The organism is Thioalkalivibrio denitrificans (assembly GCF_002000365.1).
GTDB lineage: Bacteria > Pseudomonadota > Gammaproteobacteria > Ectothiorhodospirales > Ectothiorhodospiraceae > Thioalkalivibrio_A > Thioalkalivibrio_A denitrificans.
Window position 1 is genome coordinate 109,382 of the sequence record NZ_MVBK01000021.1, and the last position, 26,446, is coordinate 135,827.

Sequence of the window (26,446 nt, forward strand, 5' to 3'; positions counted from 1 at the left end):
TGTCAGCACTGCGCCCCGGACTCATGCCTCGGGCAGTCCTTCTTCACCGGTCGGCCGTCGGCAATCCAGGCCGTAATGCCGTCGGTCACGTTGTAGACCTGCTCATAGCCCGCCTGTTCAGCCATGGCCCGGGCCAGCAGCCCGGTACGGTTGCCAACCCGGCAGATGATCACCACCGGCTCGTCCGGCTTTACCAGGCTGTGCAGCTCCGCCGGAAAGCTTTGCACGAAGTTGCCCCCGTCATCGAATGCGGTGAGCAGGTGACTGCCCTCCACCACGCCCGTTTCGCGCCACTCGTCCGGACGTCGCACGTCGATCACCGTATAGCCCTTGTCCATGAGCGCCTTCAGCTCCGCGTTGTCGACCTCGCCGAAGGGCGGCGGCTGGACGTCCAGCAGTTCCACCTCGAAACGCAGGGTCGCGTTGGGCGGAATCACGCCGCCGGCGCCGGCCGGGCCATAGGCAAGCTCCGGCGGGATAATCAGTTCACGCTTGCCCCCGACGCGCATACCGTCGATGCCCATCTCCCAGCCCGGAATCACCTGGCCCATGCCGAGCACCAGCGAGAACGGCGTATCGCGGTCGTGGCTGGAGTCGAACTGTGTGCCGTCTTCGAGCCAGCCGGTGTAATGGACCACGACGGTGTGGTTGCGAGCGGCCTTGGCCCCCTCGCCCTCGGTCAGGTCGCGGGTCTGAACCTCGGCCGCTCCCACGGACGCGGCAAACACAAACGACAGGGCAATCATCCAGAATCTGCTAATCACGAAAAGCTCCAGGAACGTAAGGAAACATGCGAATCGGCTTGTAGCCTAACACAGTTGAGACGAGCCACCTGCCCCCGTCATTCCCTGCGCAGCAATCGGTCCACCACCAGGGTGCCCAGCCGTCCGGCGCGATACTCGCGCTTCAGGGCATCCCTGTCGTAGACCTCGGTCACCCATCGGGCAAAATCCACAGGTTCTTTTCGGGAATCCTGCTCATAACGGCGGAAGAAATGATCCAGGATGCCGGGCCCGCCCCAGGGCAGGTGCCCGTAACGGAAACCCAGTTGTCCGATGGCCTCGGACACCGGCCGGCCTTCATGCAGTGCGAGATAAAGCGCGGCCATGAACCCGGCACGATCGGCACCCGACTTGCAGTGCACCAAAGCGGGATACTCGATCTCCCGAAACAGACGCTGCGCCGCCAGCAGCTTTTCCCGGGACGGCGCGGAACGGGAACCCACGGGGAAATCCACCAGCCGGACGCCATGACGCTGGCAGGCCTCCTGCTCCAGCAGGTAGGTCCCGTTCCCGCGGGCACCGCGCAGATTGATGATGGTGCGCACGCCGCGCCTGGCCATGCGGGCCACCTGCGCCGGCGACGGCTGTGCAGAACGATACAGATTCGGCGAAACCCGGTGACGGTTGCTGTACACGGCCCGGATGAAGCCGTGGTCCACCAGCAGCAGTTCCACGCGGGCGATGAAACGCTCCCAGGGCGTACGCATCTCGCCCCGCTGCCCATCGAGCCAGCGGGGCCACCAACTGGCCAAGGATTTGAAGAATCCACTCATTTAAGGAGTTTTCTCTCGCGAAGACGCGAAGCACGCCAGGGAAAGGGACTTGGAGTTTACAACCATCCGTAGGTTGGGGTGAGCATCGCGAACCCCAACAGGCGAGGCATGCTCGGGCACTGCGAGTTGGGGTTCGCAATGCTCACCCCAACCTACGGTACAGCCTTTCCCTGAACGCTTTTCTTGGCGTGCTTCGCGTCTTCGCGAGAGAACAGAACTTCCGTCGCTCCCTGGCACCCAGACCCTATCCTCTCACCAAGCGGCCAAGCATCGGCAATTCTACTCCTCCGGAATACGGGCACGCACCGCGTCGCGGTCGAACCACCACTTGTCGCCCACGATGGCGTTGATGATCAGGGCCAGCCGCGGAAAGAGGCGCTCGATGTTGTTGAGTTCGTACATCTCGATCCAGGTCTCCAGGGTCTCCTGGTCCTCGATGCCCCGGTGGCGGCGCGCCACCTTGGCAATGACCTGGTTGGTGAGAAACGTCAGGTTGTCGCGTTCGCGGCCCTCGGTGCGCAGCCCGGCAATGTAATGGGCCACCATGGCCGCCACGGCCGCGCCGTCCGAATCCTCTGGAGTCTCGTCCACCACGTGGTTGAGCATGCCCACGGTGGTGTGGGCCTGGATGGGGAAGGTCACGCCCAGCCACACCCCGTGGCCCAGGGCCACGATGGAATCTTCCTGTTCGCTGCGGTAGAGGATGTCGCACGCCTCCACCGCCTCCTGCCAGGCCCCGGCCTCCACCAGCGGCTCCAGCAGCGGGCGCACGGTCTCCCACGCCTCCGCGTGGCGTTCCAGTCCCAGCAGCGCCTCGCCCATGTCCAGCAGGACGTGGGCACGCTCGATCAGGGGCGTGTCATTTGTCATGGCCGCCAGTTGCCCCTGCAACTCCGCCAGACGTTGCTCCATGGCGGCCTGGTCGGTGGAGAGCACGCCCGTGAAGGGGTTGCCGGGACGGGTCTCGGGGTTGTGATCCATATTGCAGTCTCCGTATGCTTCGGGCACACATAACTTGAGCGGGAAGGTCTGGCTTTTTACCGAAGCGCGGCCCGCTGCGCAACCGCACCGGCAGCCGACTCCCGTATACTGTGCCAGAAATCAATGTGTTAGAGGAACCATGAAGAGCTACCAGACCCTCGTGGACGAGGCGCTGAAGCACGTGCCGGAGATCATGCCCTGGGACCTGCGCGAGCGCATCGAGCAGTCCGAACCCCCGATGCTGCTGGATATTCGCGAGCCGGAGGAATACACCGCCATGCACATTCCCGGGAGTGTGCACGTGCCGCGCGGCATCCTCGAGGCGGCCGCAGATTGGGGGTTCGACGAGACCGAGCCGCGCCTGGCGGGCGCCCGGGACCGGGAAATCGTGGTCATATGCCGCTCGGGGCGGCGCAGCGCACTGGCCGCGCGCACCCTGCAGGAGTTGGGCTACGCCCGCGTGCAGTCGCTGAAGCTCGGCGTGCGTGGCTGGAACGACGACGACGGCCCGCTCGAGGACGCCGACGGAAACGCCGTGGACCCCGAGGAAGCCGACGCCTATCTGCGCGTCAAGGTACGGCCGGATCAGATGGGGCCGGCGGACGAGGCGTGATTGTTTTTGGGGCGTTGCGGACCTGCGGGGAAAGGCCGATACGGTGGAGGCTCCGAGTGGCATGGATTTTGACTCTCGCGAAGACGCGAAGCCCGCAAAGAAAGTCGGAGACATGCGATGGAACAACAGCAGTAGGTTGGGGTGAGCGAAGCGAACCCCAACAGCCGCGACAAGCTTTACTCCGAAGTTGGGGTTCGCTTCGCTCACCCCAACCTACCGCTGCCAAGGCCTTTGTTGCACCTGAATGCTTTCCCTTGCGAGCTTCGCGCCTTCGCGAGAGAACATTCTCTTTTCATGCCGGAGTTCCCGGCATGAACCAGCAAAACGGAGCATTTCCAATGTACAGACTTCTCAGCGCACTGATGTTCACCGCCCTCCTGGCCGCCTGCGGCGGCAATACCGCTTCGGACACCGGCGTGAGCGGCACGGTGAGCATCGATCCGCAACTGACGGAGCGGGTCTCTGCCGATGACACCGTCTTCATCTTTGCCCGGCTGCCCGAGGGCCCGCCCATGCCGCTGGCCATCCTGCGCCTGCAGGTGTCTGACCTGCCCTATGAGTTCCAACTGGACGACAGCCAGGCCATGACCGACATGACCCTCTCCTCCGCGGACCGTGTGGTGGTCGTTGCACGGGTCTCGCGTACCGGTCAGGCAATGCCCTCCCCCGGGGACCTGGAGGGTCAGAGCGGTACGGTGTCCACAGGTTCTCAGGGCCTGGAGATCGTGATTGACCGGGTCATCCGCTGACGCTCAGCCACGCGCTTATGGTTCCAGATTGCTTCCGAGTGCTCACACGCCCTTCTCAGGGGAAGGTCATCCCTCCCGCGCAAATACACTCAAGCCAAGCCATTGCTGCATCCGCGCCTTGATCTCCGGCGCGCCGACCAACTGAAGCGTGCCGTCGCGTATGGCTTCCCGGACGGTCATGAGGCCCATCCAGATGGCCGTCATGGTGCGCAGATCGGTGGCCACATGCAGGTCGACGTCATAACCGGGATCAATCATGCACAGATCCACGGCACCGCTACCAGGTTTGTTGTCGATGACCAGCCACCAGCGGCGCTGGCCCCGCTCGACATCCCGATACAGAAACTGAACCGTCACCTGGCGCGGCGGCAGCGGGCTCGGATTGAGATTTCGGCGCATGTCCCACATCAGGAGGGACGGATCCAGGTTCTTGAGGGAAAGTTGCGATTCCAGCCAGCGCTGGCCCCAGAAACCCATGGCCATGACCACCGGACGGAGATCCTCGCCTGCTTCGGTAAGTCGGTAGACCGGGTTGCCCGAGGCGGCATCATGCGCCCGTGCAACCACGCCCAGCGTTTCCAGTTCGCGCAGCCTCTTGGACAGCAATGCGGGTGAGATGCGGGGCAACCCCCGGCGAAGGTCATTGAAGCGCGTACTGCCACACAGGAGCTCACGGATAACCAGGAAGGTCCATCGTGTACCGAGCACCTCGGAAGCCATCGCGACGGGACAGAACTGCCCGTATCCGCGCACTTCCATAGACTCCACCTCCCGGCACGCCGATCCCGCGCACCTCCGGATCGTCATACCGCCCCCAACGACTCCCCGAGCCGGGCGGTACAGTTGATGAACTGGAGGATAGCGTAGCAATCGACTAGAACATTGACAAACAGCGGGGGTGCGGCAGGTGCCACGACCGCAAGGGTCGAAAGTACACCAATGCAATCGAGGGGGTGAATCATGTCCAGCTCGACTCAAACCGTGCTTGATAACCACCTGCAGGCGACGGGCATCGGGATCGACGCGATCATGGAGGATTTTGGCGAAACGTCTGTCCTGATCACGGAAGAAACCATATACCGCGGACCGGACGAGATTCGCCATTTCTTCAACACGCTTTTCGAATCGCTTCCCGATACGTTCATCGAACGATTCACCGTGACCCGCCGGGAGATCGTTGACGAGGTGGCCTACATCGTCTGGGAGGCGAAACCGTGGGTCGAACGGGCCACTGATACGTTCGTGGTCCGAGACGGCCGGATCCGATTTCAGACGTTCACGGCATTCAAGCCCTGAACTCGCACCAGGAATGGCGAATGATTGTGGTCTCTCGGCCTGTCTCGCACCGTCTCTCAAAGGACAAGCGTGGCCGTGACTACGGGTTCGAGTGAACAGCAAGTGAGACAGGTCGAGAGACAGCAGGCGCCGCGAAAAATCCCGGAAGCAAACAGGAGGTGAATCATGACAGCAGAGGCCACCGCCCCGGTCACCCCGGAGGAGATAAAAGCGCTGAAGACCCGGCTGAAGGCCACCTGGGAGGCCGGTGACTACGGATACTTTGCTCGACACCTGGAACCCGGCGCCCTGGAGTTTCTCGAGCGTCTGCCCATTGAACGTGGAACACGCATGCTCGACGTCGCCTGCGGCGCAGGCCAGATAAGTATTCCCGCGGCACGGACGGGCGCCATCGTTACCGGGGTGGACCTTGCCTCGAACCTGGTGGATCAGGCCCGAAGCCGGGCCCGGAGCGAGAACCTCGACATCCGGTTCGAAGAAGGTGACGCCGAGTCCTTGCCCTACGAGGACGAAACGTTTGACCTGGTGGTCAGCCTGATCGGCGCCATGTTCGCTCCCCGCCCTGACAGGGTGGCTGCCGAGCTGGTACGCGTATGCCGGCGCGGCGGGACCATCGTGATGGCCAACTGGACACCCGAGAGCTTCGTGGGCCAGATGTTCAAGACCGTGGGCAAGCACGTACCGCCGCCGCCCGGCATGGCCTCGCCCCTGCTGTGGGGCAACGAGGACACTGTGAAGGAACGCCTGGGCTCGCAGGTCTCACAGCTGCGGATAACGCGGCGGCGGTACCCGTTCAACTATCCCTTCCCGCCGGCCGAGGTCGTTGAGCACTTCCGCCAGTACTATGGTCCGGTCAACCGCGCATTTGCATCCCTGGACGAGCAGGGACAGGACAATCTCAGGACAGACCTGGAAGCCCTCTGGGAACACCACAACGAATCCACTGACGGCACCACGAGTTGCCGCCCCGAATACATTGAAGTGCATGGGGTGCGTTAGAAGGGAATCAGAGGACGACGCAAGCCGTCGGGCTCAACTCCTGCTATCCGCGCAAGACCGGATCGTACGAACACCGAATCCACCGTCATGTCAGTCATGAGGAGGGGACCATGAGAGTCATCACACAAAACGAACATGAATTTCATCCGATGGGCAGCGACAGCGACCTGGAGGTGTGCATGGTGCGGGAAGCCGAGAACGGCGGCATCTCGGGGTTCATCAGAATCCGAAAAGGCGCCACGCTGCCCAGGCACAGGCACATCGACGCCGAAGAAACCTACATGATCAAAGGCAGGATGGACCTCGGCGATGGCCGGATCGCTCAAGCGGGCGACTATCTGGTCATGGATCCGGATGAAGTGCATGAAATGGTGGCCATGGAGGACAGTCTGTTCTTCGTAACGGCTCACAAGGGAGTCGAGTGGCTCTGACCCGGAGGCGCGGCGCTAGCCCGCATATCTCACCGCTCGGACACCGGCTGGTTCGCAACAGGTTGAAACATAAGCGGAATGCGTTGGAATGACCGCCAACCTCAGCATGACAGTCTGTTCCCGCCGGTGTCCTATCGCGGTTCAGGCTCGTCTTCNNATCCTTCGCCTGCTCCCGCGATCCCGGTGAGATATGCGGGCTAGCCCTCAGGATCTGTGACCTCCTGGGCCTCGGCGCTGAGTTCCGCCACCTCCGCGTCTGTCAGCAAGTTCATGGATCGTATGAGCCGCAGGGACATGTAGGCACTTGAACGGGAAAAACGGTCGAAGGCCGCGGCAATCAACTTGTCTCGTTCGTGAATCAGGCGGAAAAGCTCAAGGTAGCGTTCATGGGCCGACGACGTCTGCTTCATACAGATCTCGCGGCATTCATCCAGAATCCGTTGCGAAAACCGCTCCAGCGCCAAAGCACGGATACGCTTGAAAACCTTCCAGTCGGATTCCCTCATCCTCATTTGATACCTCCATGGTGCAGCAGCAGTAGGTTGGGGTTCGCTTCGCTCACCCCAACCTACCGCTGCCAAGGCCTTTGTTGCACCTGAATGTTTTCCTTTGCGAGCTTCGCGCCTTCGCGAGAGAACATTCTCTTTTCATGCCGGAGTTCCCGGCATGAACCAGCAAACCGGAGGTCTCCAATGTTCAGACTTCTCAGCGCACTGATGCTCACCGCCCGGTGAGATATGCGGGTTAGTTGAGGCCGACTCGCCTCAGCGGCGCACGAACAGGGCCATGGATTCCACGTGGGCGGTGTGGGGGAACATGTCCATCACGCCTGCTGCCTCCAGATCATAGCCGTGGGTGTTGACCAGGACGTCGGCATCCCGGGCCAGGGTGGCCGGGTTGCAGGAGACGTAGACGATCCGCTGCGCGCGCAGCCTCCCCAGAAGGTCCATCACACCCGCCGCGCCCGCCCTGGGCGGATCCAGCAGCACGGCATCGTAGGCCTCGCGGGCCCAGGCAGCATCGGCGACGTCCTTTACGGCCAGGTCGGCGGCATGGAACGTGGTATTGGCGATTCCATTGAGTGCGGCATTGTCCCGGGCGCGGGCCACCATGGCCGTCTCGCCTTCCACGCCCGTCACGTGACCCGCGCGCCGGGCCAGCGGCAAGGCGAAGTTGCCAAGGCCGCAGAACAGATCCAGCACCCGGTCCCGGGGTCCCGCACCCAGCAGTTCCACCGCCTGCGCCACCATCGCGCGGTTGATGTCGCGGTTCACCTGCACGAAATCCAGCGGGCCGAAGGGAATGTGCACGTCGAAATCCGGGTGCGCGTAGATCAACGGTACTGGCTCGGCCGGCCACAGCGGGTGCACCGTGTCGGGGCCCTTGGGCTGCAGCCAGACCTGCACGCCCTGCTCGCGGGCGAAGGACTCGAGCCGTTCGCGGTCCGCCGGGCTCAGGGGCTTCAGGTTACGGAACACCAAGGCGGTCTGGTCGTCGTCATCCACGGCGATCTCGATCTGCGGAATGCGGTCGCGGGCGTCCATGGTGGTGAGCAGGTCGCGCAGGGCGCGGATGCGCCGCCCCACAGCGGGATGCAGCACCTCGCAGCCCTCGAGGGCCGCGAGGAAATGGCTGTAACGCTCGCGAAAGCCTACCAGTGCCCCGCCCTTCTTCAGCACGTATTTGGCGCTCAGGCGCGCCTTGCGCCGGTATCCCCAGGGATCGGCGACGATGGGCTCAAGGGTGCGTTGCGGTCGCACGCGTCCCACGTGTTCCAGCACCTCCAGGACGGCCTGTTCGCGGGCCCGGATCTGGGCCTCGGGGTGCATGTGCTGCAGACTGCAGCCGCCGCAGACACCGAAATGGGGGCATCTGGGATCGGCCCGGTCGGGGGAGGCCTGCAGGACTTCATCCACCGCCGCTTGGTCGTAGCGGCGGTGGCGGGCGACGTAACGGGCCCTGACCCGCTCGCCGGGCAGTGCGCCGTCCACGAACAGGGCCTTGCCCTCGACGCGGGCGACGCCACGACCCTCGTGGGTCAGGGATTCGATCATCACCTCCACCGGCGCGGGCAGCGCCGGTGCCGCACGGGTACCGCGTCTCATCAGGCGCGCTTCCCGGCCTGCCAGGCTTCCAGGAAGGCGGTCAGATGCGGCTCGGTGGATTCGGACAGCAGCGTGCGCACCCGCTGGAGTTCGTCGTCGAGCCCCTGCTCGGAAAGCCTTCCGCGCAGGCGCTCGAAGCGCAGGTAGACCAGGTAGGTGTTGAGCACGTCGGTCTCACAGTAGTTGCGGATGCCGCGGATGTCGCCGGCCAGATACGCATCCCAGACCTTGGCCCCGCTCATGCCCATTTTGCCCGGAAAACCCAGCAGGCTCGCCACCTCGTCCAGCGGCGCGTTGGCGCGCATCTGGTAGCCGGCCAGCACGTCCATGAGATCGAGATGACGCCAGTGAAAGCGCGAGAGGTAGTTGTTGAACCGGAACTCCCGGTCGTCGTCGCCGGTGTCCCAGTAACGCGGCGCGCTGATACCGTGCAGCAGCGCCCGGTAGTGCAGCACCGGCAGGTCGAAGCCGCCGCCGTTCCAGGTCACCAGCATCGGGGTGTACTTCTCCAGCCCCTCGAAGAAGCGGGCCACCAGTTCGGCCTCGGGGGCGTCCTCCTCGCCCAGGGACCACACGGCCAGCCGGTCGCGGGTGGCGAGCACCACGGAGATGGCGACGATGCGGTGCAGGTGATGCGCCAGAAAGTCGCTGCCCGTCTTCTGCACCCGAAGCTGCATGAGCGCCTTGGCCGTGTCCTCGTTCGAGAGCCCTTCGAAGCCATGGATGCGCTGCCCGCCCTCCACGTCGGGGACGGTCTCGATGTCGAACACCATCACCGGCATCATGCGGGAAACACCCCCGTGGAGATGTAGCGATCGCCCCGGTCGCAGATGATGGAGACGATCACCGCGTTCTCCACCGCCTTCGAGAGGCGAAGCGCGGCGGCCACCGCGCCGCCCGAGGACACCCCGCAGAAGATGCCCTCCTTCGAGGCCAGCAGGCGCATGGTCTCCTCCGCCTCCGGCTGGCTCACCTCCAGGGTGCGGTCGACGCGGGCCTCGTCGAAGATACTGGGCAGGTATTCCTTGGGCCAGCGCCGGATGCCGGGAATGCTGGCGCCCTCGGCAGGCGTGACACCCACGATCTCGATCTCTGGATTCATCTCCTTGAGGTATCGGGAAGTGCCCATGATGGTGCCCGTGGTGCCCATGGAACTGACGAAATGGGTGACCCGGCCATCCGTGTCGCGCCAGATCTCCGGGCCGGTGCCCTCGTAATGGGACAGCGGGTTGTCGGGGTTGGAGAACTGGTCGAGCACTTTGCCCTTGCCCGCGGACTCCATCTGCTTGGCGAGATCGCGGGCACCTTCCATGCTCTGCTCGCGGCTGACCAGGATGATCTCGGCCCCGAAGGCCTTCATGGAGGCGCGACGCTCGGCGCTCATGTTTTCCGGCATAATGAGTACCATGCGATAGCCCTTCATGGCCGCCACCATGGCCAGCGCGATGCCCGTGTTGCCGCTGGTGGCCTCGATCAGGGTGTCACCAGGGCGGATCTCCCCCCGTTCCTCGGCCTTGCGGATCATGCTCAGCGCCGGCCGATCTTTCACCGATCCGGCGGGATTGTTGCCCTCCAGCTTCACCAGTATGGTGTTGGAGGTCTCTCCGGGCAGACGCTGAAGGCGGACCAGCGGCGTGTTGCCGACGAATGATTCCAGGGTGGGATAGCTCATGGATTCGAGAGAAATCACGGGTGCTTGGGCCCCACATTATAAACAAGACCAGGGAGTAGCGTCCTGAACGCATACAAAGCCCGATTCCTCCGCCCCGGCCCATTCGCGCAGGGGTCGCGCGGCGCGTGCGCTGCGATCCTGTGCCTGGTGGCCATACTTGGACCCGGCCAGCAAACGGATGCGGCGGAGCCGCCCCTGACCGAGCACGATTTCTTCGCCGACATGCCCGTGGTACTCACCGCCACCCGTCTGCGTCAGCCGGTCTCAGAGGCCCCCGCAGCGGTCACCATCATCGACCGGGAAATGATCGACGCCTCGGGTGCCCGCGAGCTGGTGGACATCCTGCGCCTGGTACCGGGCATGATCGTGGCGCGACACAGCAATCACGAGCCGGTGGTCACCTACGGCGGGCTGCCGGAACGTTTCGCCCGGCGCATGCAGGTGCTGGTGGACGGGCGTTCCGTCTACCAGCCCTTCTCCGGCGGCGTGCTGTGGCCCGACCTGGGGCTGGCCATCGAGGACATCGCCCGCATCGAGGTGATTCGCGGCCCCAATGCCGCCGCCTACGGGCCGAACTCCTTCCAGGGCATCATCAATATCATCACCCGGCATCCGGCAGAGATCCCGGGCCGGCACGTCACCACTCGGGTCGGCAACAACGGGGGGCGCGACCTCATCGGCCGACAGGCCGGCAGGCAGGGTGATCTCGATTACCGCCTGACCCTCTCTACACAGGAGGATGACGGCTTTCCCGACGGCAACGACGACAAGCGCGCGTACTTCGCCGACCTACGCCTGGACTACCGGTTGACGCACCGGCATACCTTCAGCACCTACGCCGGCGCGGGACAGTCACGCAAGGGCCGAGGCCGGCCGGCTGAGGATCTGGACCCTGAACGGCACTTCACCACCGACCGCGCACATGTGCATCTCAAGCTGGAGCAGGACGCGGCCACAGACCAGAGCTGGACACTGGAGTATGCGTATCAGCAATACCGCACCGTGGACGAGTTTGACGTGGCGTTCCTTGGACTGCGGGTCCCCATCGACGAGAACGTGCGCACCGAACGGCACGATTTGGGACTGGAACACCGCCGGCACGTGGGGGCGGCCACTCGAGTCGTCTGGGGCGGCGGGATACGCCATGACCGGGTAGTGTCACCCACCTATTTCGGGGAACATAGCCCCGTCAGCGACGACCTCTACAGGGCCTTCGCAAGTTTTGAGCACCTGCTCGGCGACGTCACCACCTTGAACCTGGGCGCCATGTACGAACACAGCCGGCTGTTCGGTGACGAAATCTCACCAAGGGCAGCCCTCAACGTACGTGCACACCCCCGGCACACCCTGCGCTTCATCGCAGCACGCGCCACCCGCACGCCTGTGCTCACGGAGGAACTCGCCTACCGTGTATATGACCTGACCGACCACGGTGTTCCACCGCCGAATAACATCCAGGTCGTGCTGGATGCCGAAGGGGGGCTCAAGCCGGAGACCATGGAGTATTTCGAACTAGGGCATCATCAGACCTTCGAGGGCACCAGGCTGACCCTGGATTCGAAACTCTTCAGCACGCGCATCCGCGGTCTGATCGACGCCTCCAGGGCTTCAACATCCTTCGCGGATCGTGGAGACGTGAGCTACGAGGGGGTGGAGGTCCAGGCCGATTACCGTCCGACACTGCGCACACGACTGCATGGCGGCTTCACGCATCACTTCTACCGCACGGATGACCGGGATGGCCGGTACGCCGATGCCATCCCCCGCAACATCCTCACCACAGCCATCAGTTCGCGGGTTTCGGATGCACTCACACTTTCGGCCAGGTATTACTGGTATTCCGAGGTCGACTGGGTCGACGGTGCCCCCATGGGTACCTACGACGGATTTCTGGACCTCTCCGCACGCTGGTCCCTGAACCGCGGTGCACACCTGGGCATCACTGTCCAGGACATTCTTGCGCGCGGATACGACGGACGGGGGCCGGACAACAGTGAGATCTACCAGGTAAACCGTCGGGAACCACGAAGTTTCGCGACACTGTCGGTGGACTTCTGAACAGGGAAGCTCGGACGGATATCAGGATGCCGACATACCTCAAGTCCTTCTGGCTCGTACTGCTTGCCGGGCTGCTGCCGGCAAGCGGGCCCTCCCAGGCCGAGCCGCAGGTCCCGGTCGAAACCCGCTGGCACGTGCTCCTGTTGGCAAGCGACAACACGCCCCTGCATCAGCGCGTCCTCTCTGCGCTGGAATCCCAGTTACGGGGCTCGGACGCGATCACCGCCCGAGCGGTGGCGGATACACCGGAAGCGACCCGGCTGGTCGCCGCCTTTGACTGCAGCGGGTGCCTGATCGTTACATCGGGCGTCGCGGCGCTTCAGACGACGCTCGACACCACTGTGGATGCGGAACTTCTCTCGATCGCGATTCCCAAGGAACGCTTCGAGCAGATCGGGGCATCAAGGGGCGACCCACCGCGCCTTTCCGCCATCTACATGGACGTGTCGCTCGCTGACATGCTGCAGGTCGTAGACCTCCGCCTGCATGGCGTGGAAACCGTGGGGATCATCACCGCCGACGGGAACCATCTGGAGCGCGAGCGGCTGCGGGGCGACCTGCCCGCGGGCACCTCCAGGTTCCGGGAGTACCGTGCCGGTGGTGAATCGGAACTGGTGGCGGTCTTCGAACAAGCGGCCCGGGAGACCGACGCCATTCTCGCCCTGCCTCACCCGCAGATCTACAACCGCGATACCATAGTGCGCATCATGCTGACCACCTACCGCATCGGCACACCCCTGATCGGCTACTCGGAAGGCCTGAACCGCGCCGGCGCCCTCATGTCGGTATTCGCGACTCCGGAGATGCTGGGCGAGGACGCCGGCCGGGTCATCGCCACGGCCGTCGGCGAGGGCGAGTGGCGGCCCCTGAGGCGCCATACCGTCCGCTATAACGTGGTCATCAACCGCCAGGTTGCCCACTCAATGCGCATCCGATTCAAAGACGGCTCATGATGCTGCACTCATGGAGAATCAAGCATCGCCTGCTGGCCCTGGCACTGGTGCCGGCCGTGGCGGTGGGTACGGCGCTGACCGTCTACTGGTCGATAATCAAAGTTCAGGAGATCGAATCGCGCCTGGAGACACGCGGCAACACGATCGCCGGTTTTCTCGCTCCGGCGATGGAGTATGGCGTCATCTCGGGAAACAGGGCCTACCTGCGTGCGGCCAGCCACCGTGCCCGCGAGGAACCGGACCTGGTTTCGGTACGCGTCGCCGATGACCAGGGCAACCTGCTGTACACCTACGTACAGGACCGCAGGCCGGACTCGCGCCTGCATGATCTTTCCGGTCTGCTGTTCGGGCATGGCGTACGTGCCTTCGAGGCGCCCATCACCCTGACAAGACTGGTTGACTACGAGGCCATGGGCGCCTCGCCCGCCGTCCCTGCGCCGGGTCCGGACCGGGTCATCGGGCACGTGACCGTCACCCTGTCCACCGTGCCCACTGCCATCGCCCAGACCGAGTGGATACTGCGCAGCCTGCTGATCGTCGCAGTGCTTCTGGCCGCCACCGCGTTCATGGTCCGCCTCGCGAGCCGGCCGCTGTCGCGCCCACTGGAGGAGATGGCGGACGTCGTCAACCGGATCGGCCGAGGCGAACTGGACGTCCAGGCGGACTCGCGCGCCGGCGGCGAACTGGGCCGGCTTGCCGAAGGCATCAACGGTATGGCCCGGAACATCCGGCGTTCCCATGTCCGCATGACCGAGCGGATCCAGGCGTCTACCCGGGACATTCAGGAACAACTCAAGCTCGTCGATGAAAAGAACCGGGCACTGAGCATGGCCCGTACACAGGCCGACGAGGCCAATCTGAAGAAGTCGCGACTGCTGGCCAGCATCAGCCATGAATTGCGCACACCGCTCAGCGCCATCCAGGGTTACACCGAACTGCTCTCGCAGCATGGCAATCTGGACGCACAACAGCAAAGCTGGCTGAACATCATCAACAACTCAAGCCGGGATACCCTCAAGCTCGTCAATGACCTGCTGGACGTCTCCCGCCTCGAATCCGGGCGTATCAACATCCGCAAGACCCGCTTCGATCTGGGTCAGTGCCTGTCCGAAGTCATCGGCATCTGCCGGCGCACACGGCGTGGACATTCGGTGGACGTCACCCTGCTGATCGACCCGGACGTTCCCGCGATCATCACCTCCGACAAGCTGCGCTTCAAACAGGTAATCACCAATATCCTCAGCAATGCCATCCGGTACACGCTGGACGGCCGTGTGCACATGCACACCCGGTTGCGACGTTCCGGGGAGCGCCGACAGCTGGAGATCGGCGTACGCGACTTCGGTCCCGGTATCGACCCCCGGGACCTGCCTCACATCTTCGAGCCATTCTTCCAGTCCAGCCAGCCTGGCGCCGTTGCACAGGGCGGCACCGGACTCGGTCTGAGCATCACACGCGGCATCGTTAACCTGCTGGGCGGACAGGTGCACGTGGAGAGCACGCAAGGGACTGGCAGCGTATTCACGGTATCGCTGCCCGTCTCCGACGCCGACGTGCCGCTGCCCACCCCCCCCTTGCCCGTTTCGGTGAGCGACGTGGCGGTCTGGTGCGACGATCCCGAGATGCGTCGAGCCATCGTGCGCACCCTGGAGGTACTTCGCCTGAGTCCCCATGCCTGCCACGACCTGGCGGATTACCTCAAGTACCTCGGCACGCGCGCACATGCCCTCGGCATCGTCTGGGTGCGGGAAATGACGGCCGGCGAGGCGGCAACACTGAAGGCACATCCGCCCGAACTGGCCCGAACACTCCTGGCGCGCGGCATCGGCATCGGTGAACGCCTGGTGCATGATCTGGCGGCCCAGGGCGCGCACCCGATCCCGCTGACGCTGTCGGTGGCCAGTATCCACCGTGCCGTTCACGAACTGACCCGACCCGCTTCCCCCGCCGGTGCGCAGAAGCGACGACCCGGAACAAAGGATTCCGGGAACCGCCTGGAAGGCCTCAGTTTCCTGGTGGCAGACGACAATGCCGTCAACCGCCGGTTGCTCACGGAATTCGTTCAGCGCCACGGCGGGCTGGTGACGCAGGCAACCGACGGTTTTGCGGCCGTTTCCGCCTACCGCGAGAAGCGGCCCGATCTCGTCCTGATGGATGTGCACATGCCGGGCAAGGACGGAATCGGCGCGCTGGAGGATATCCGCGCCTTCGATGACGCCGCACGGATCGTGGCCGTGACCGCCGACCTGCGGCCCGAGACACACATCGCGCTGCTGCAGACGGGCTTCGACCACGTGCTTTACAAGCCCGTGTCCGAAAGCGATCTGCTGGAATGCGTGGAGGGGCCACCTGAGGGCGCCCCGCAGAGCCGTCGCCGCGCGCCGGTGGAGTTCGACTCCACCCAGCCGATCCACGACGAGGACATCGCCCTGCAACGGGCGGGCGGCAACCCGCGCCTCGCCCGGGACATGCTTCAGATGCTCGTCAGCGATGTGGAGCGGGTTCAGGCTCAGATCAGTGAATCGCCCGTCCAGGGCGAGGCGCTTCTGGAGATGGTGCATCGTATTCATGGCGGCGCCCGATACTGCGGCACCCTGCGCCTGGCGGCCTGCAGCCAGGCACTGGAGATGGCGCTAAAGGGAGGTCAGACAGAGCGCGCCGGCAACCTGCAAGGCGCCTGGCTCGCCGAGATGGACGCGCTGCTTGAGCAGGCCGACGACCTGCTGGAATCCCTCTACAGCAGCACCACCGGCACGGACTGAGCCCGCAGAGATGCCTATGGATCGGACGAGCGTTAAACCACGAAGGACACGAAGGACACGAAGAGAATTCATAGGGCGCCCCGTGGGCGCCAAACCGGCTCCGAAAGAATCGCGCAAGGGACACACTGCGTGGGCTCGGTGTGGCAGGGAATATGGGTCACTCGCAAAGACGCGAAGCACGCAAAGTACAAGCCTAAGGCGGGTCTTTTATTTCAATCAGGTTTTCTTGGCGTGCTTCGCGCCTTTGCGAGAGAAAATTGTTCTTGCTATTTCTTCGTGACCTTCGTGCGCTTCGTGGTTAAACACGCCGCGATCAGTCCCCCACCAAAACCACGAAGGCCAGCGCGTATTCGCGTTCGTCGGACAGGCTGATGTGCGAGTCCTTCACGCCCAGGCGTGCGGCCGTGGTCTCGGCGCGGCCGGTCAGGACCAGCACCGGCCTGCCACTGTCGTCATGGTCCACGCCGGCATCCGTGAAACGCATGTGGGCCCCCACACCCACACCCAGCGCCTTGCTGACTGCCTCCTTCGCGGCGAAGCGGCGGGCCAGGTAGGCCGCGGGCGCGGCACTTCGGTGGTATCCGGGCCATTCCACCGGATGCAGGATGCGCTCCGCAAAGCGCCCGCCGTGGCGGGCCAGCAGCTGCTCCACCCGGGCGATACTCACCAGGTCCGAGCCGATGCCCAGGATCCTCATGACGGGAGGCTCATGCGCGTGCCGCATCCATGGCCGCGCGCATGGCGCGCACAGCCTCGGTCAAGCCAGTGAAGAGGGCCCGGGCCACGATGGAATGCCCGATGTTGAGTTCATGCAATATGTCGATGGCGGCCACAGGACCCACGTTGTCATAATCCAGTCCATGACCGGCATTGACCACGAGCCCGAGGTGCCTGCCGTGCTCGGCGGCCTTCCGTATGCGGGCCAGTTCGGCCTCGCGCGCGGGGCCCGCCGGGGCGTTGGCGTAGGAACCGGTGTGCAATTCCACCACCGGTGCCCCGATGCGCCTGGCCGCATCGAGATGGGTGGGCTCGGGCTCCACGAACAAAGACACCTCTATGCCCGACTCCACCAGCGGCGCGCAAAAGTTTCCCAGGCGATCCTCTTCTCCCAGAACCTGCAGACCGCCTTCGGTGGTCAGCTCCTCACGGCGCTCCGGCACGATGCAGCAGGCCTCCGGTCGAACTCGCAGGGCGATGGCCTGCATCTCCGCCGTGGCGGCCATCTCCAGGTTCATGCCGGTGCGAACGCGGTCCCTCAGCGCTTCGACATCCCGGTCCTGGATATGGCGACGATCCTCGCGCAGATGCAGCGTGATGATATCCGCGCCGGCCGCCTCCACCAGGCGCACCGCCTCCACCAGATCCGGGTAGGGCGTGCCCCGCGCCTGCCGGATGGTGGCGATATGATCGATGTTCACACCCAGTCGAAGGTGTGTGTGCGGGTCTGCGTCAGGCGTCATGTTTCGGGATGTCCACTTGTTCAGTCTAATGCGAGCGCGGGCGCAGCAGCGCACGGCTCACCACGGGTCGTCCCTGGAGATGGTAATCCAAAAGCCCGCGCAGCAGGCGCCTGGCCTCACGCCGGTCCTGACGGGAATCCAGTCGGTCCGCAATCAGCGCACGCAGCGTCGATCCGTGGACAAAGTCGCCGCTTGCCAGTTCGGCGGCGCTTGCCGGACGCAGTCCGCGCTGGGCCTCGTAGACGAGGGCGGCTTCCGGATCCAGCATCTGCGTGTCCAGGGAATCGAGTCCCTCGCCAAGGTGGCGCAGCAGCTGCAGCTCGTAGCGCCGGAGCGGCGCATCGGGCATTTCATCAGGATCCGACAAGCGTGTCAGGGCTCCTGCATACTCTGTGACGAGACCATCCAGGGGGATCTGGCGCGGCACGAGCTTCAGGGTCAGCTCATTGAGATAGAACCCGCAGGCCAGCCGCGGCGGCGACAGCCTGTAAGCCGCTTGCTCCTCCATCAACGACAGGGTCTTGAGCTCTCCACGCCCCTGCCACGCCATTTCGTAGCGTACGAACCCGCGGCCGACAGACCCGCGCCCGCGAAGCAGGCAGGCCGTGCGCCCCTCCGCCTCGGTGAGCAATTCCAGCACACGGCTGTTGTCCCGGAACGGTCGGGCGTGCAGGACGAAACCGGTGGTGTGGATTCTATTCAAGATTCAAGATTCAAGATTCAAGATTCAAAGGTGATTATCATGCCAGATTCTGGCTCCGCGACTGTCCTAGCCCGCATACCTCACCCCCTTGAATATTGAATTTTGAATCTTGAATTTGAACTCTAACCATCAATCCCCATCCGGCGAATGGCGTCCACGTCTGTCTGCCATCCCTCTCGCACCTTGACCCGCAGCCTGAGCATCACCTTGCGTTCGAGCATCTCCTCGATCACATGTCGCGCCGCCGTGCCCACGCTCTTGATCATGTGCCCGCCCTTCCCCACCACGATGGCCTTCTGGCTGTCACGCTCCACCCAGATGATCGCGTCGATGTGCGTCACGCGGGCCGTGTCGCGCCAACCTTCCACCTCCACGGCCGTGGCATAGGGCACCTCCTGCCCGAGGCGTTCCAGCAATTGCTCGCGGATCACCTCGCTGACACGGAAACGCTGGCTGCGATCGGTAAACTCGTCCTCCGGGAAAAGGTGCACCCCTTCGGGGAGAAACCCGACGAGGACCCGCAGCAGGGCATCCAGGTTGACCGCCTTGAGCCCGGAGACCGGCACCACGTCGCTGAAATGGTGGAGTTCGCGCAGGCGTGCGATGAAGGGCAGCAGGGCCTCCTTGCGGGCCATGCGATCCACCTTGTTGATCACCAGCACCACCGGCACGCCCGACGACCTGAGCATCTCCAGGATCTGCGCATCCAGCGGTTCCCAGCGCTCCGCCTCCACCACGAACATCACGGCATCGCAGTCGGCCAGTGCGGCCCGTGCGGACTCGTTGAGCACCCGGCCGAGCAGCTTCGGGGAACCGGTGTCGATACCCGGCGTATCCACCAGGATCAACTGGTCGGTACCTTGTGTCACCACACCCAGGATGCGGTGGCGCGTCGTCTGCGGCTTGCGCGCCGTAGCGGCGATTTTCTCGCCGACCAACGCATTGAGCAGGGTCGACTTGCCGGTATTCGGACGCCCGACGATGGCGACGTAACCGCAGCGGGTGGCAGGTGAGGATTCGCGGGTCATGAAGGCTGGTTCAAGATTCAAGATTCAAGATTTAAAGTGGAAACCGTCTATCGCCCCGAAGTCAAATCCGAATTGCTTTTCCCCCTTGAATCTTGAATATTGAATCTTGAATCATCCTTTCAACGCCTCCAGCGCACACTGCGCCGCCGCCTGCTCCGCACGGCGCCGGCTGCTCCCCTCACCACAAGCCTCCACCCCTGCGCTCTCGATACGGCACAGGGCGCGAAAGTGCTGGGCATGGGCCTTGCCGGAGATCGATTCCACCTCGTATACGGGCAGGTCGAGGTTGCGGGCCTGCAGCCATTCCTGGAGGCGGGTCTTGGGATCCTTGAGCGCATCGGCATCGGGGAGGTTCGCGAGCCGCTCGCGATAGAGACACAGCACGAACTCGCGGGCGGCATCGAAGCCGCTGTACAGGTAGACGGCACCGATCAGGGCCTCGACGGCGTCCGCCAGGATGGAACGGCGCCGGGACCCGCCACTCTTGAGTTCACCCGGACCGACGCTGATGTAGCGCTCCAGCCCCCATTCGCTGCCAATGGCGGCCAGACTGTCCTTGTCCACCAGCGCGGAGCGCAACCGGCTGAGGTCGCCTTCGGTGACATCGGGCCGACTGCGATAAAGCTGCTCAGCCACGATCATCCCCAGCACCGCATCACCCAGGTACTCGAGGCGCTCGTTGTTGCGAGCCGCGGCGCTGCGATGGGTAAGCGCCTCTTCCAGCAGTTCCGAGTTGCGCAGACCGTCCGGCAACAGATCAAGCAGCGATGTGCCGCTCATTGGCTGAGACGGTACTCCCGCTCGAACCGTACCACCGCGTCCACGTTGGCGATCATGTTCGTGCGCACCTCGTAGTCCAGCTTGAGGTAACGCTGTTCGCCCCGCTGTTCGATGGTGACGTGGTCCCGGCCAACGTTGTCGACACTGTTGATCTGGAACCGCCGATCGGCTGCACCCCACAGTTCGCGCGCACTGCGCGAATGTGCGCCGCCTTCGGCGGCGATGTCCTTCAGAATCGAGTTGACCGTCATGAACTCGGTGTAAATGGGAAACAGGCGTAGCCCCACCGTACCGAAGATCACCAGTACCGCTGCAATGAGCAACAGCGGAATCAGCGCGATGCCGCGTTGCCTGTGAACACCCGATCCGTGCAGTTCGTTCATCTCGCTTCACTCCCCTTCGCTTGTCACCCGGGCACCTAAGTCCGACGGGCTCCTAGCGGATACGCGTCCCGATACGCCCGAGATCCGCCGAACGATCGCCGAAGTCCCAATGCATCCAGATCATCACCGCCTTGCCCACCAGGTTCTCCTCCGGCACGAATCCCCAGAACCGGCTGTCGTTGCTGTTGTCCCTGTTGTCACCCACCGTGAAGTAATGGCCCTCGGGTACTTCCCAGGTGCCTTCCACGGATGAACGGTGCGGCCACGAGAGGATCTGGTGCGGCACTTCGCCCAGCGCCTCCTCGGAGAGCCTCGCCCCGGTCATGACCGCCCCCGAACCCGCACCCATGTAGGTATTCAGCTCACGCTGAGGTACCGGTTCGTCATTGATGTACAACTGCTTATTGTAGAATGCCACGCGATCCCCCGGCAGGCCCACAACACGCTTGATGTAGTCCTCGCGGGGATTCTCAGGGTAGCGGAATACGGCCACTTCACCGCGCTCGGGCAGACCGGTGGGGATGATCTGCTGACGAGTGACGGGAAGCCGGATGCCGTAGCTGTATTTCGTGACCACGATGAAGTCGCCGACCAGCAGGGTCGGCATCATGGAACCCGAAGGAATCCGGAACGGCTCGATCACAAAGGAGCGCAGCACGAGCACGATGAGCAGCACCGGAAAGAAGGACTTGGAGTACTCCACGTACCAGGGCTCGGACGGCCGCCCGTTGCCATGTTCGGCTGGGACCTCCTCCGCCGCCACGGCCTTGCGGTGCTTGCGCCAGACCAGGCTGTCCAGCAGCCAGACCGCCCCCGTAAGCAAGGTGCCCAGAACAAGCACCAGTTCCAGATCAAAGGTCATCCCCCGACTCCCTCGTGATTTCCCGTTCTTGCAGGCGGCGTAAGGTGCACCATCCTCCGCCTCAGCCGCTCTTGGTGTCCGCGCGCAAGACCGCCAGGAAGGCGTCCTGGGGAACCTCCACGCGGCCGATCTGCTTCATGCGCTTCTTGCCCGCCTTCTGCTTCTCCAGCAATTTGCGCTTGCGTGTCACGTCGCCCCCGTAACACTTGGCGGTCACGTTCTTGCGCAGGGCACGCACGTTGGTGCGCGCGATGATATGGTTGCCGATAGCGGCCTGGATGGCCACCTCGAACATCTGGCGCGGTATCAGTTTGCTCATGGTCTCCGCCAGCTGGCGGCCGCGAGTCTGCGCCTGGTCCTTGTGCACGATCACCGACAGCGCATCCACCCGGTCGCCGTTGATGAGCAGGTCCACCTTCACCAGCGGCGCCGCCTCCATGCGCGCCATCTCGTAATCAAAGGACGCATAACCCCGGGACACCGACTTGAGCCGGTCGAAGAAGTCGAGCACGACTTCGGAGAGCGGCAACTCGTAGGTCAATGCCACCTGGCGGCCGGTGTAATGCATGCGCGTCTGCACGCCCCGCTTCTCGACACAGAGATTGATCACGGCGCCGAGGAAATCCTGGGGGACCAGGATGTTGGCGCGGATGATCGGCTCGCGGATCTCCCTGATCTCGTTGACCGGCGGAAGCTGGGACGGATTGTGGATCTCCAGCACCTCGCCGCGGGTGGTCTCCACCTCATAGACCACTGTGGGGGCGGTGGTGATCAGGTCCAGATCGTACTCGCGCTCCAGACGCTCCTGAACGATCTCCATGTGAAGCATGCCCAGGAAGCCGCAGCGGAAACCGAAGCCCAGGGCCTGGGACGTCTCGGGTTCGTAGTGCAGCGAGGCGTCGTTGAGCTTGAGCTTGTCCAGCGCTTCGCGCAGGTCATTGTAACTCTCGGCACTGATGGGGAAGATGCCGGCGAACACGCGGGGCTGAACGTCCTTGAAGCCGGGCAGTGGCTTCTCGCACGGGCGGTCGGCCCCGGTGAGCGTGTCGCCCACCTTGGCGCCAGCGATGTCCTTGATGGTGGCGATCACGAAGCCCACGTCGCCCGCGCTCAGTTCGCCGCGATCCGTGGGCTTGGGCGTGAATACGCCCACCCGATCCACCAGGTGGGTGCGCCCCGTGGACATGGCGATGATCTTCTGTTTCGGCCGCACCGTGCCATTCATCACCCGCACCAGGGCCACCACGCCCAGATAGTTGTCGAACCAGGAGTCGATGATTAGGGCCTGCAACGGCGCATCCGGGTCTCCGGTCGGCGGAGGGATGCGCGCCACAAGCGCCTCCAGCAAGTCCTGCACGCCCTCGCCCGTCTTGGCGCTCACCCGAACCGCGTCCTTCGCCTCGATGCCGATGATCTCCTCGATCTCGGCGGCCACACGATCGGGGTCGGCCGCGGGCAGATCGATCTTGTTGAGCACCGGCACCACTTCCAGGTCCAGATCAATGGCCGTGTAGCAGTTGGCCACGCTCTGCGCCTCCACGCCCTGGGAGGCGTCCACCACCAGCAGGGCCCCCTCGCACGCGGCCAGGGAGCGGGATACTTCATAGGAGAAGTCCACGTGCCCGGGCGTATCGATGAAGTTCAGCTGGTAGATCTGTCCGCCCCGGGACGGATAATCCAGGGAGACACTCTGGGCCTTGATGGTGATGCCTCGCTCGCGTTCCAGGTCCATGGAGTCGAGGACCTGCTCGGACATCTCGCGCTCGTCCAGACCACCGCATGTCTGGATGAAGCGATCGGCCAGCGTCGACTTACCATGATCGATGTGCGCGATGATGGAGAAGTTGCGGATCCGTTTCTGTCGAGGCTCAGCCATCGTTCAGGGCCTGTCGCAATGCGGTTTCATCCAGAAAGTGGCAACAAAGGATTTCGTCATCGAGCGCCACGACCGGCACGTCGACATCAAAGCGCGCACGCAGCGCCGGGTCCGTGTCTACATCCACGGTGACCAGGGAAACATCGTCAGGAAGATCTAGGTGCGCAAGCTGCGCCAGCAGCTGCTCGCACAGGTGGCATCCCGTCCTGCTGTATACGGTCAGCGTTCTCGTCATGCGGTCATTCCGGCAGCCTCAGCGCCAGAAAGACCGGTCCCTGCCCCCGCTGCACCAGCACCGGCACGCGGGCGTCGGCAGGCAGTGCATTCACCAGTTCAGCGAAATGCCGCGGCGACTCGATGCGCTGATTGTTGATCATCAGCAGCACATCACCCCGCTGGATGCGGGCCTCGCGTGCGGGGCCCTCGGTAACCCTTGCCACCACGGCGCCGCCGGCCTCCAGATCCAGGGCCTCACGCATCTCGTCCGGCACCGGTTCCAGGTCCATGCCCAGCAGTCTGGCGGTGTCCGTCGGGCCGTCGGGTTCGGCATCCGGTGTCCGGCGGGCCAGTTCGTCATCCGGCGGCAACTCGGCGATGGTCACCTCCAGCGTGAGGCGTTCGCCGTCGCGCAGGATTTCCACTTGCGCGGGTTCGCCCACCCGGGTGCGTCCGACGATGGGCGGCAGGGCGCTGGACCGGGGCACCTCGATATCATTGAACGACAGGATCACGTCGCCCACCTGCAGACCGGCCGCCTCGGCGGGACTGTCCGGTAGAACCCGCGCAACCAGCGCCCCAGTGGGACGCGAAAGTCCGAAGGAGTCGGCCAGATCACGGGTCACCTCCTGGATCAGCACCCCGAGCCAGCCCCGGCTCACGTATCCCTGGGTGCGGATCTGCTCCACCACCTCCATGGCCATCTCGATGGGGATGGCGAATGACAGGCCCATGAAGCCACCCGTGCGGCTGTAGATCTGGGAATTGATGCCCACCACCTCGCCGTCCATGTTGAACAGCGGGCCGCCGGAGTTTCCGGGGTTGATGGCCACGTCGGTCTGGATGAAGGGCACGTAGTTTTCGGTGGGCAGGGCGCGACCCTTGGCACTGACGATGCCCGCTGTCACCGAATGATCAAAGCCGAACGGGGAGCCGATCGCCAGCACCCACTCGCCCACCTGCAGGTCCTCGGAATTGCCCAGCTTGAGCGTGGGCAGATCCTCGGCCTCGATCTTGAGCAGCGCCACGTCGCTCTTGGGGTCGGAGCCCACCACCTCGGCGGAGAACGTGCGCCGGTCGCTAAGACGCACCAGGATCTCGTCGGCACCGTGAACCACGTGGTGATTGGTAACCACGTAACCGTCCTCGGTGATGATGAAGCCGGAACCCAGCGACGGTGTCTGGAACGACTCGGGCATCTCGCCGCCCTCGCCGAAGAAGCGCCGCAGCAGATCGCCCAGGGGACCATCCTCCGGCATGTCCGGAATGCGGAACTGGGGGTGCCGCTCCCCCTCCTCGCGGGTCACGGTGCGGGTGGTGCTGATATTGACCACCGCCGGACTGTTGGCCTGCACGAGCGGCACGAAATCCGGGAGATTGCCCCGGGCCGCCGCCGGGAGCGACAGGAGCAGGCAGAGCAGGAATGCAAGGACGGCAAAGGGACTGCGGCGGAAAACCATCATGAAAAACCGATCCGGTACACGGAAAATCAGGCCAGATTATGACAATCAGGGCGCAAAAACACCATCTGCACGCGGATCCGGGATGCTCAAACGGCGCAGAATGACCGGCTGATAGCGGGGATCACTGCTGATACGGCGGGAGAAGAGCCGGACCCAGGCAAGACCCGCAGCGAGGCCGGCCAGTCCCGCCAGGATGACTACCGGCTCGCCCACCCCGGGCCACAGGACCTGCACCGTGCCAGCGCAGACCACCAGGGCCAGGAGCGGCACCAGGTAAATCGCCAGCGAACCGCGCACCAGCGCCGATTCGGCAATGCCGACCATGACCTCGTCTCCGAGGCGCACGCCGACGGGATCAATGGCCCGCACCCGGCTGCGACGATTACCCAGCACCTTGGCCAGCACCGACGTCCCGCAGCCCTTGTTGGCGGCACAGGTCCCGCACGCGGACTGACGCTGCGTCTCCACCCAGGCGTGGCCGTGGTCCACGGAGATCACGCGGGCGCGTTCCTCGATCACTGCCCGTTGCCCTCGTGGATCACCGAATCGGCGATCATGCGCACCGTGGCCTCGGGGACTTCACCCACCACGGTCACCTGGTAGTCGCCGGAAGGGACCGCCATGGCATGCAGGGCACCGGAGCGGGTGGTGCCCACGTAGAGATCGTCGAGGCTCTCGGCCAGGGAGATGAACACGGACACCGTTGCCAACCCGTCGCTGAGCACCATGTGCTGCACGGGGTTCTGGTTGGCGGCCATGGGCCGCTTGGTCACCGAGGTCAGGTGAAACCCGTCCGGGATCTCGTTGACCTTCCAGCCCGGATCCGGAGGCAACTCACTGTGGTGGATATCCACCCGGTAGGTACTGAAACCCTCACCCTTCATGACCGGCGTGAACTTGTCGTCGGCCACCGTGCTAGGAAAATGGATGCTGGTGAACATGAACTGTTCGATAACGCGCCCCTCGTCATCGAGCATCTCCGACTTGAGCAACATGCCCGATTCTTCATTGATGCACAGCCGGTGGCCGTAACGCAGGTCATCGCGCGGCTCGATCTGCACGGTGCGGCAGGGCAGTCCGGCGATGCGCTGTTCATCCTCGAGGCGGAACACGTAGGGGGAATCCGGGCCAAATCCGCGATCCGGAATCGCGGCCGGAAGGCCGCCCAGGCGGCTGCGCCGCGGTTCGATCACCACGGATCGACTGGCAGGCCAGATGCAGGTCAGAATGTTGTCGTCGCGGATGATCTCCCGCGGTTCACCGGTCAGCGACACCAGGCGTTCGCGCTGGCCCCGTTGTTCGTCCCGCGTATGCACGATCTGCATGGTCTCGGTCTTCTGGCCGTGGATATAGACGAACGTCCCCTCGTAGCTGAGGTTCTCCACCGCCTTGATCATGCGCTCCAGCAGCAGATCCGCGCGGTGGTCCCCCGCGAGCGCCACCGGCGCCACCAGCAGGGAACCCACCAGGATCAAGCGGACCAGACAGTAACGGGCCATAC

At 64.1% G+C, this 26,446-nt stretch carries 28 protein-coding genes; 8 read left to right on the forward strand and 20 right to left on the reverse strand.

Annotated elements, in window-relative coordinates; all coding sequences use genetic code 11:
• Positions 1-2: 2 nt before the first annotated feature.
• The 3 genes from B1C78_RS04190 to B1C78_RS04200 all read right to left on the reverse strand — a co-directional run bounded on the left by B1C78_RS04190 (position 3) and on the right by B1C78_RS04200 (position 2,536).
• Positions 3-746 (reverse strand): FKBP-type peptidyl-prolyl cis-trans isomerase, encoded by a 744-nt coding sequence (locus tag B1C78_RS04190; RefSeq protein WP_077277888.1) that lies wholly within the window; start codon positions 744-746, stop codon positions 3-5.
• A 95-nt stretch (positions 747-841) separates the two neighbouring features.
• Complete coding sequence (locus B1C78_RS04195; protein WP_245795299.1) at positions 842-1,534, reverse strand: protein tyrosine phosphatase family protein; 693 nt, start codon at positions 1,532-1,534, stop codon at positions 842-844.
• A 300-nt stretch (positions 1,535-1,834) separates the two neighbouring features.
• Positions 1,835-2,536, reverse strand: coding sequence for a hypothetical protein (locus B1C78_RS04200; RefSeq protein WP_077277889.1), 702 nt, complete (start codon positions 2,534-2,536; stop codon positions 1,835-1,837).
• Positions 2,537-2,675: 139 nt separating this feature from the next.
• Here B1C78_RS04200 and B1C78_RS04205 point away from each other — a divergent pair, with 139 nt between their 5' ends.
• Positions 2,676-3,149, forward strand: coding sequence for a rhodanese-like domain-containing protein (locus tag B1C78_RS04205; protein ID WP_077277890.1), 474 nt, complete (start codon positions 2,676-2,678; stop codon positions 3,147-3,149).
• A 338-nt stretch (positions 3,150-3,487) separates the two neighbouring features.
• The gene (locus B1C78_RS04210) at positions 3,488-3,898 is read left to right on the forward strand and encodes a c-type cytochrome biogenesis protein CcmI/CycH (RefSeq protein WP_077277891.1); all 411 of its coding nucleotides are present in this window, start codon (positions 3,488-3,490) and stop codon (positions 3,896-3,898) included.
• A 66-nt stretch (positions 3,899-3,964) separates the two neighbouring features.
• Here B1C78_RS04210 and B1C78_RS04215 read toward each other — a convergent pair whose 3' ends face one another.
• Complete coding sequence (locus B1C78_RS04215; RefSeq protein WP_077277892.1) at positions 3,965-4,657, reverse strand: winged helix-turn-helix transcriptional regulator; 693 nt, start codon at positions 4,655-4,657, stop codon at positions 3,965-3,967.
• A gap of 201 nt (positions 4,658-4,858) precedes the next feature.
• Here B1C78_RS04215 and B1C78_RS04220 point away from each other — a divergent pair, with 201 nt between their 5' ends.
• From B1C78_RS04220 to B1C78_RS04230, 3 genes are all read left to right on the forward strand, one after another.
• The gene (locus tag B1C78_RS04220) at positions 4,859-5,194 is read left to right on the forward strand and encodes a nuclear transport factor 2 family protein (RefSeq protein ID WP_139349798.1); all 336 of its coding nucleotides are present in this window, start codon (positions 4,859-4,861) and stop codon (positions 5,192-5,194) included.
• A gap of 165 nt (positions 5,195-5,359) precedes the next feature.
• Positions 5,360-6,193, forward strand: coding sequence for a class I SAM-dependent methyltransferase (locus B1C78_RS04225; RefSeq protein ID WP_077277894.1), 834 nt, complete (start codon positions 5,360-5,362; stop codon positions 6,191-6,193).
• Between the two features lie 110 nt (positions 6,194-6,303).
• On the forward strand, positions 6,304-6,624 hold the full coding sequence (locus tag B1C78_RS04230) for a cupin domain-containing protein (RefSeq protein ID WP_077277895.1): 321 nt from the start codon (positions 6,304-6,306) through the stop codon (positions 6,622-6,624).
• 197 nt (positions 6,625-6,821) lie between these two features.
• Here B1C78_RS04230 and B1C78_RS04235 read toward each other — a convergent pair whose 3' ends face one another.
• From B1C78_RS04235 to cysM, 4 genes are all read right to left on the reverse strand, one after another.
• Positions 6,822-7,136, reverse strand: coding sequence for a hypothetical protein (locus B1C78_RS04235; protein ID WP_139349799.1), 315 nt, complete (start codon positions 7,134-7,136; stop codon positions 6,822-6,824).
• A 252-nt stretch (positions 7,137-7,388) separates the two neighbouring features.
• Positions 7,389-8,729 carry a 23S rRNA (uracil(1939)-C(5))-methyltransferase RlmD gene (rlmD, locus tag B1C78_RS04240; protein WP_077277897.1) on the reverse strand — a complete coding sequence of 447 codons (1,341 nt, stop codon included), beginning with the start codon at positions 8,727-8,729 and terminating at the stop codon, positions 7,389-7,391.
• Positions 8,729-9,514, reverse strand: coding sequence for a 3'-5' exonuclease (locus B1C78_RS04245; RefSeq protein ID WP_077277898.1), 786 nt, complete (start codon positions 9,512-9,514; stop codon positions 8,729-8,731). Before B1C78_RS04245 ends, rlmD begins: the two co-directional genes overlap by 1 nt.
• Positions 9,511-10,401, reverse strand: coding sequence for a cysteine synthase CysM (cysM, locus tag B1C78_RS04250; protein ID WP_077277899.1), 891 nt, complete (start codon positions 10,399-10,401; stop codon positions 9,511-9,513). Before cysM ends, B1C78_RS04245 begins: the two co-directional genes overlap by 4 nt.
• Before the next feature lie 147 nt (positions 10,402-10,548).
• Between cysM and B1C78_RS04255 the strand changes: the two genes are divergently transcribed.
• Genes B1C78_RS04255 through B1C78_RS04265 form a run of 3 tightly spaced genes read left to right on the forward strand, consistent with a single transcriptional unit; the run spans position 10,549 to position 16,174 of the window.
• Positions 10,549-12,459 carry a TonB-dependent receptor plug domain-containing protein gene (locus B1C78_RS04255; RefSeq protein ID WP_245795300.1) on the forward strand — a complete coding sequence of 637 codons (1,911 nt, stop codon included), beginning with the start codon at positions 10,549-10,551 and terminating at the stop codon, positions 12,457-12,459.
• Positions 12,460-12,485: 26 nt separating this feature from the next.
• Positions 12,486-13,412, forward strand: coding sequence for a type 1 periplasmic-binding domain-containing protein (locus B1C78_RS04260; protein WP_245795301.1), 927 nt, complete (start codon positions 12,486-12,488; stop codon positions 13,410-13,412).
• Positions 13,409-16,174 carry an ATP-binding protein gene (locus B1C78_RS04265; RefSeq protein ID WP_245795302.1) on the forward strand — a complete coding sequence of 922 codons (2,766 nt, stop codon included), beginning with the start codon at positions 13,409-13,411 and terminating at the stop codon, positions 16,172-16,174. Before B1C78_RS04260 ends, B1C78_RS04265 begins: the two co-directional genes overlap by 4 nt.
• A gap of 313 nt (positions 16,175-16,487) precedes the next feature.
• Here B1C78_RS04265 and acpS read toward each other — a convergent pair whose 3' ends face one another.
• The 12 genes from acpS to B1C78_RS04325 form a co-directional block, all read right to left on the reverse strand.
• Positions 16,488-16,871 (reverse strand): holo-ACP synthase, encoded by a 384-nt coding sequence (gene acpS / locus B1C78_RS04270; protein WP_077277900.1) that lies wholly within the window; start codon positions 16,869-16,871, stop codon positions 16,488-16,490.
• Between the two features lie 10 nt (positions 16,872-16,881).
• Entirely contained in the window at positions 16,882-17,634 is a 753-nt protein-coding gene (gene pdxJ / locus B1C78_RS04275; protein WP_077277901.1) for a pyridoxine 5'-phosphate synthase, read from the reverse strand.
• Positions 17,635-17,659: 25 nt separating this feature from the next.
• The gene (recO, locus tag B1C78_RS04280) at positions 17,660-18,337 is read right to left on the reverse strand and encodes a DNA repair protein RecO (protein ID WP_077277902.1); all 678 of its coding nucleotides are present in this window, start codon (positions 18,335-18,337) and stop codon (positions 17,660-17,662) included.
• Positions 18,338-18,459: 122 nt separating this feature from the next.
• The gene (gene era / locus B1C78_RS04285) at positions 18,460-19,365 is read right to left on the reverse strand and encodes a GTPase Era (protein ID WP_077277903.1); all 906 of its coding nucleotides are present in this window, start codon (positions 19,363-19,365) and stop codon (positions 18,460-18,462) included.
• Positions 19,366-19,476: 111 nt separating this feature from the next.
• Entirely contained in the window at positions 19,477-20,145 is a 669-nt protein-coding gene (gene rnc, locus B1C78_RS04290; protein WP_077277904.1) for a ribonuclease III, read from the reverse strand.
• Entirely contained in the window at positions 20,142-20,528 is a 387-nt protein-coding gene (locus B1C78_RS04295) for a DUF4845 domain-containing protein (protein WP_077277905.1), read from the reverse strand. The genes rnc and B1C78_RS04295 overlap by 4 nt, the downstream gene beginning before the upstream one ends.
• Before the next feature lie 52 nt (positions 20,529-20,580).
• Positions 20,581-21,390 (reverse strand): signal peptidase I, encoded by an 810-nt coding sequence (gene lepB, locus B1C78_RS04300; protein ID WP_077277906.1) that lies wholly within the window; start codon positions 21,388-21,390, stop codon positions 20,581-20,583.
• A 61-nt stretch (positions 21,391-21,451) separates the two neighbouring features.
• Positions 21,452-23,266, reverse strand: a complete 1,815-nt coding sequence (gene lepA / locus B1C78_RS04305) for a translation elongation factor 4 (RefSeq protein WP_077277907.1) — start codon at positions 23,264-23,266, stop codon at positions 21,452-21,454.
• Complete coding sequence (locus tag B1C78_RS04310) at positions 23,259-23,501, reverse strand: glutaredoxin family protein (protein ID WP_077277908.1); 243 nt, start codon at positions 23,499-23,501, stop codon at positions 23,259-23,261. The genes lepA and B1C78_RS04310 overlap by 8 nt, the downstream gene beginning before the upstream one ends.
• Positions 23,502-23,505: 4 nt before the next feature.
• Positions 23,506-24,945 (reverse strand): DegQ family serine endoprotease, encoded by a 1,440-nt coding sequence (locus B1C78_RS04315; protein WP_077277909.1) that lies wholly within the window; start codon positions 24,943-24,945, stop codon positions 23,506-23,508.
• Between the two features lie 45 nt (positions 24,946-24,990).
• Positions 24,991-25,464 (reverse strand): SoxR reducing system RseC family protein, encoded by a 474-nt coding sequence (locus B1C78_RS04320; protein WP_077277910.1) that lies wholly within the window; start codon positions 25,462-25,464, stop codon positions 24,991-24,993.
• Complete coding sequence (locus B1C78_RS04325; RefSeq protein WP_077277911.1) at positions 25,461-26,444, reverse strand: MucB/RseB C-terminal domain-containing protein; 984 nt, start codon at positions 26,442-26,444, stop codon at positions 25,461-25,463. Before B1C78_RS04325 ends, B1C78_RS04320 begins: the two co-directional genes overlap by 4 nt.
• Between the last annotated feature and the right edge of the window lie 2 nt (positions 26,445-26,446).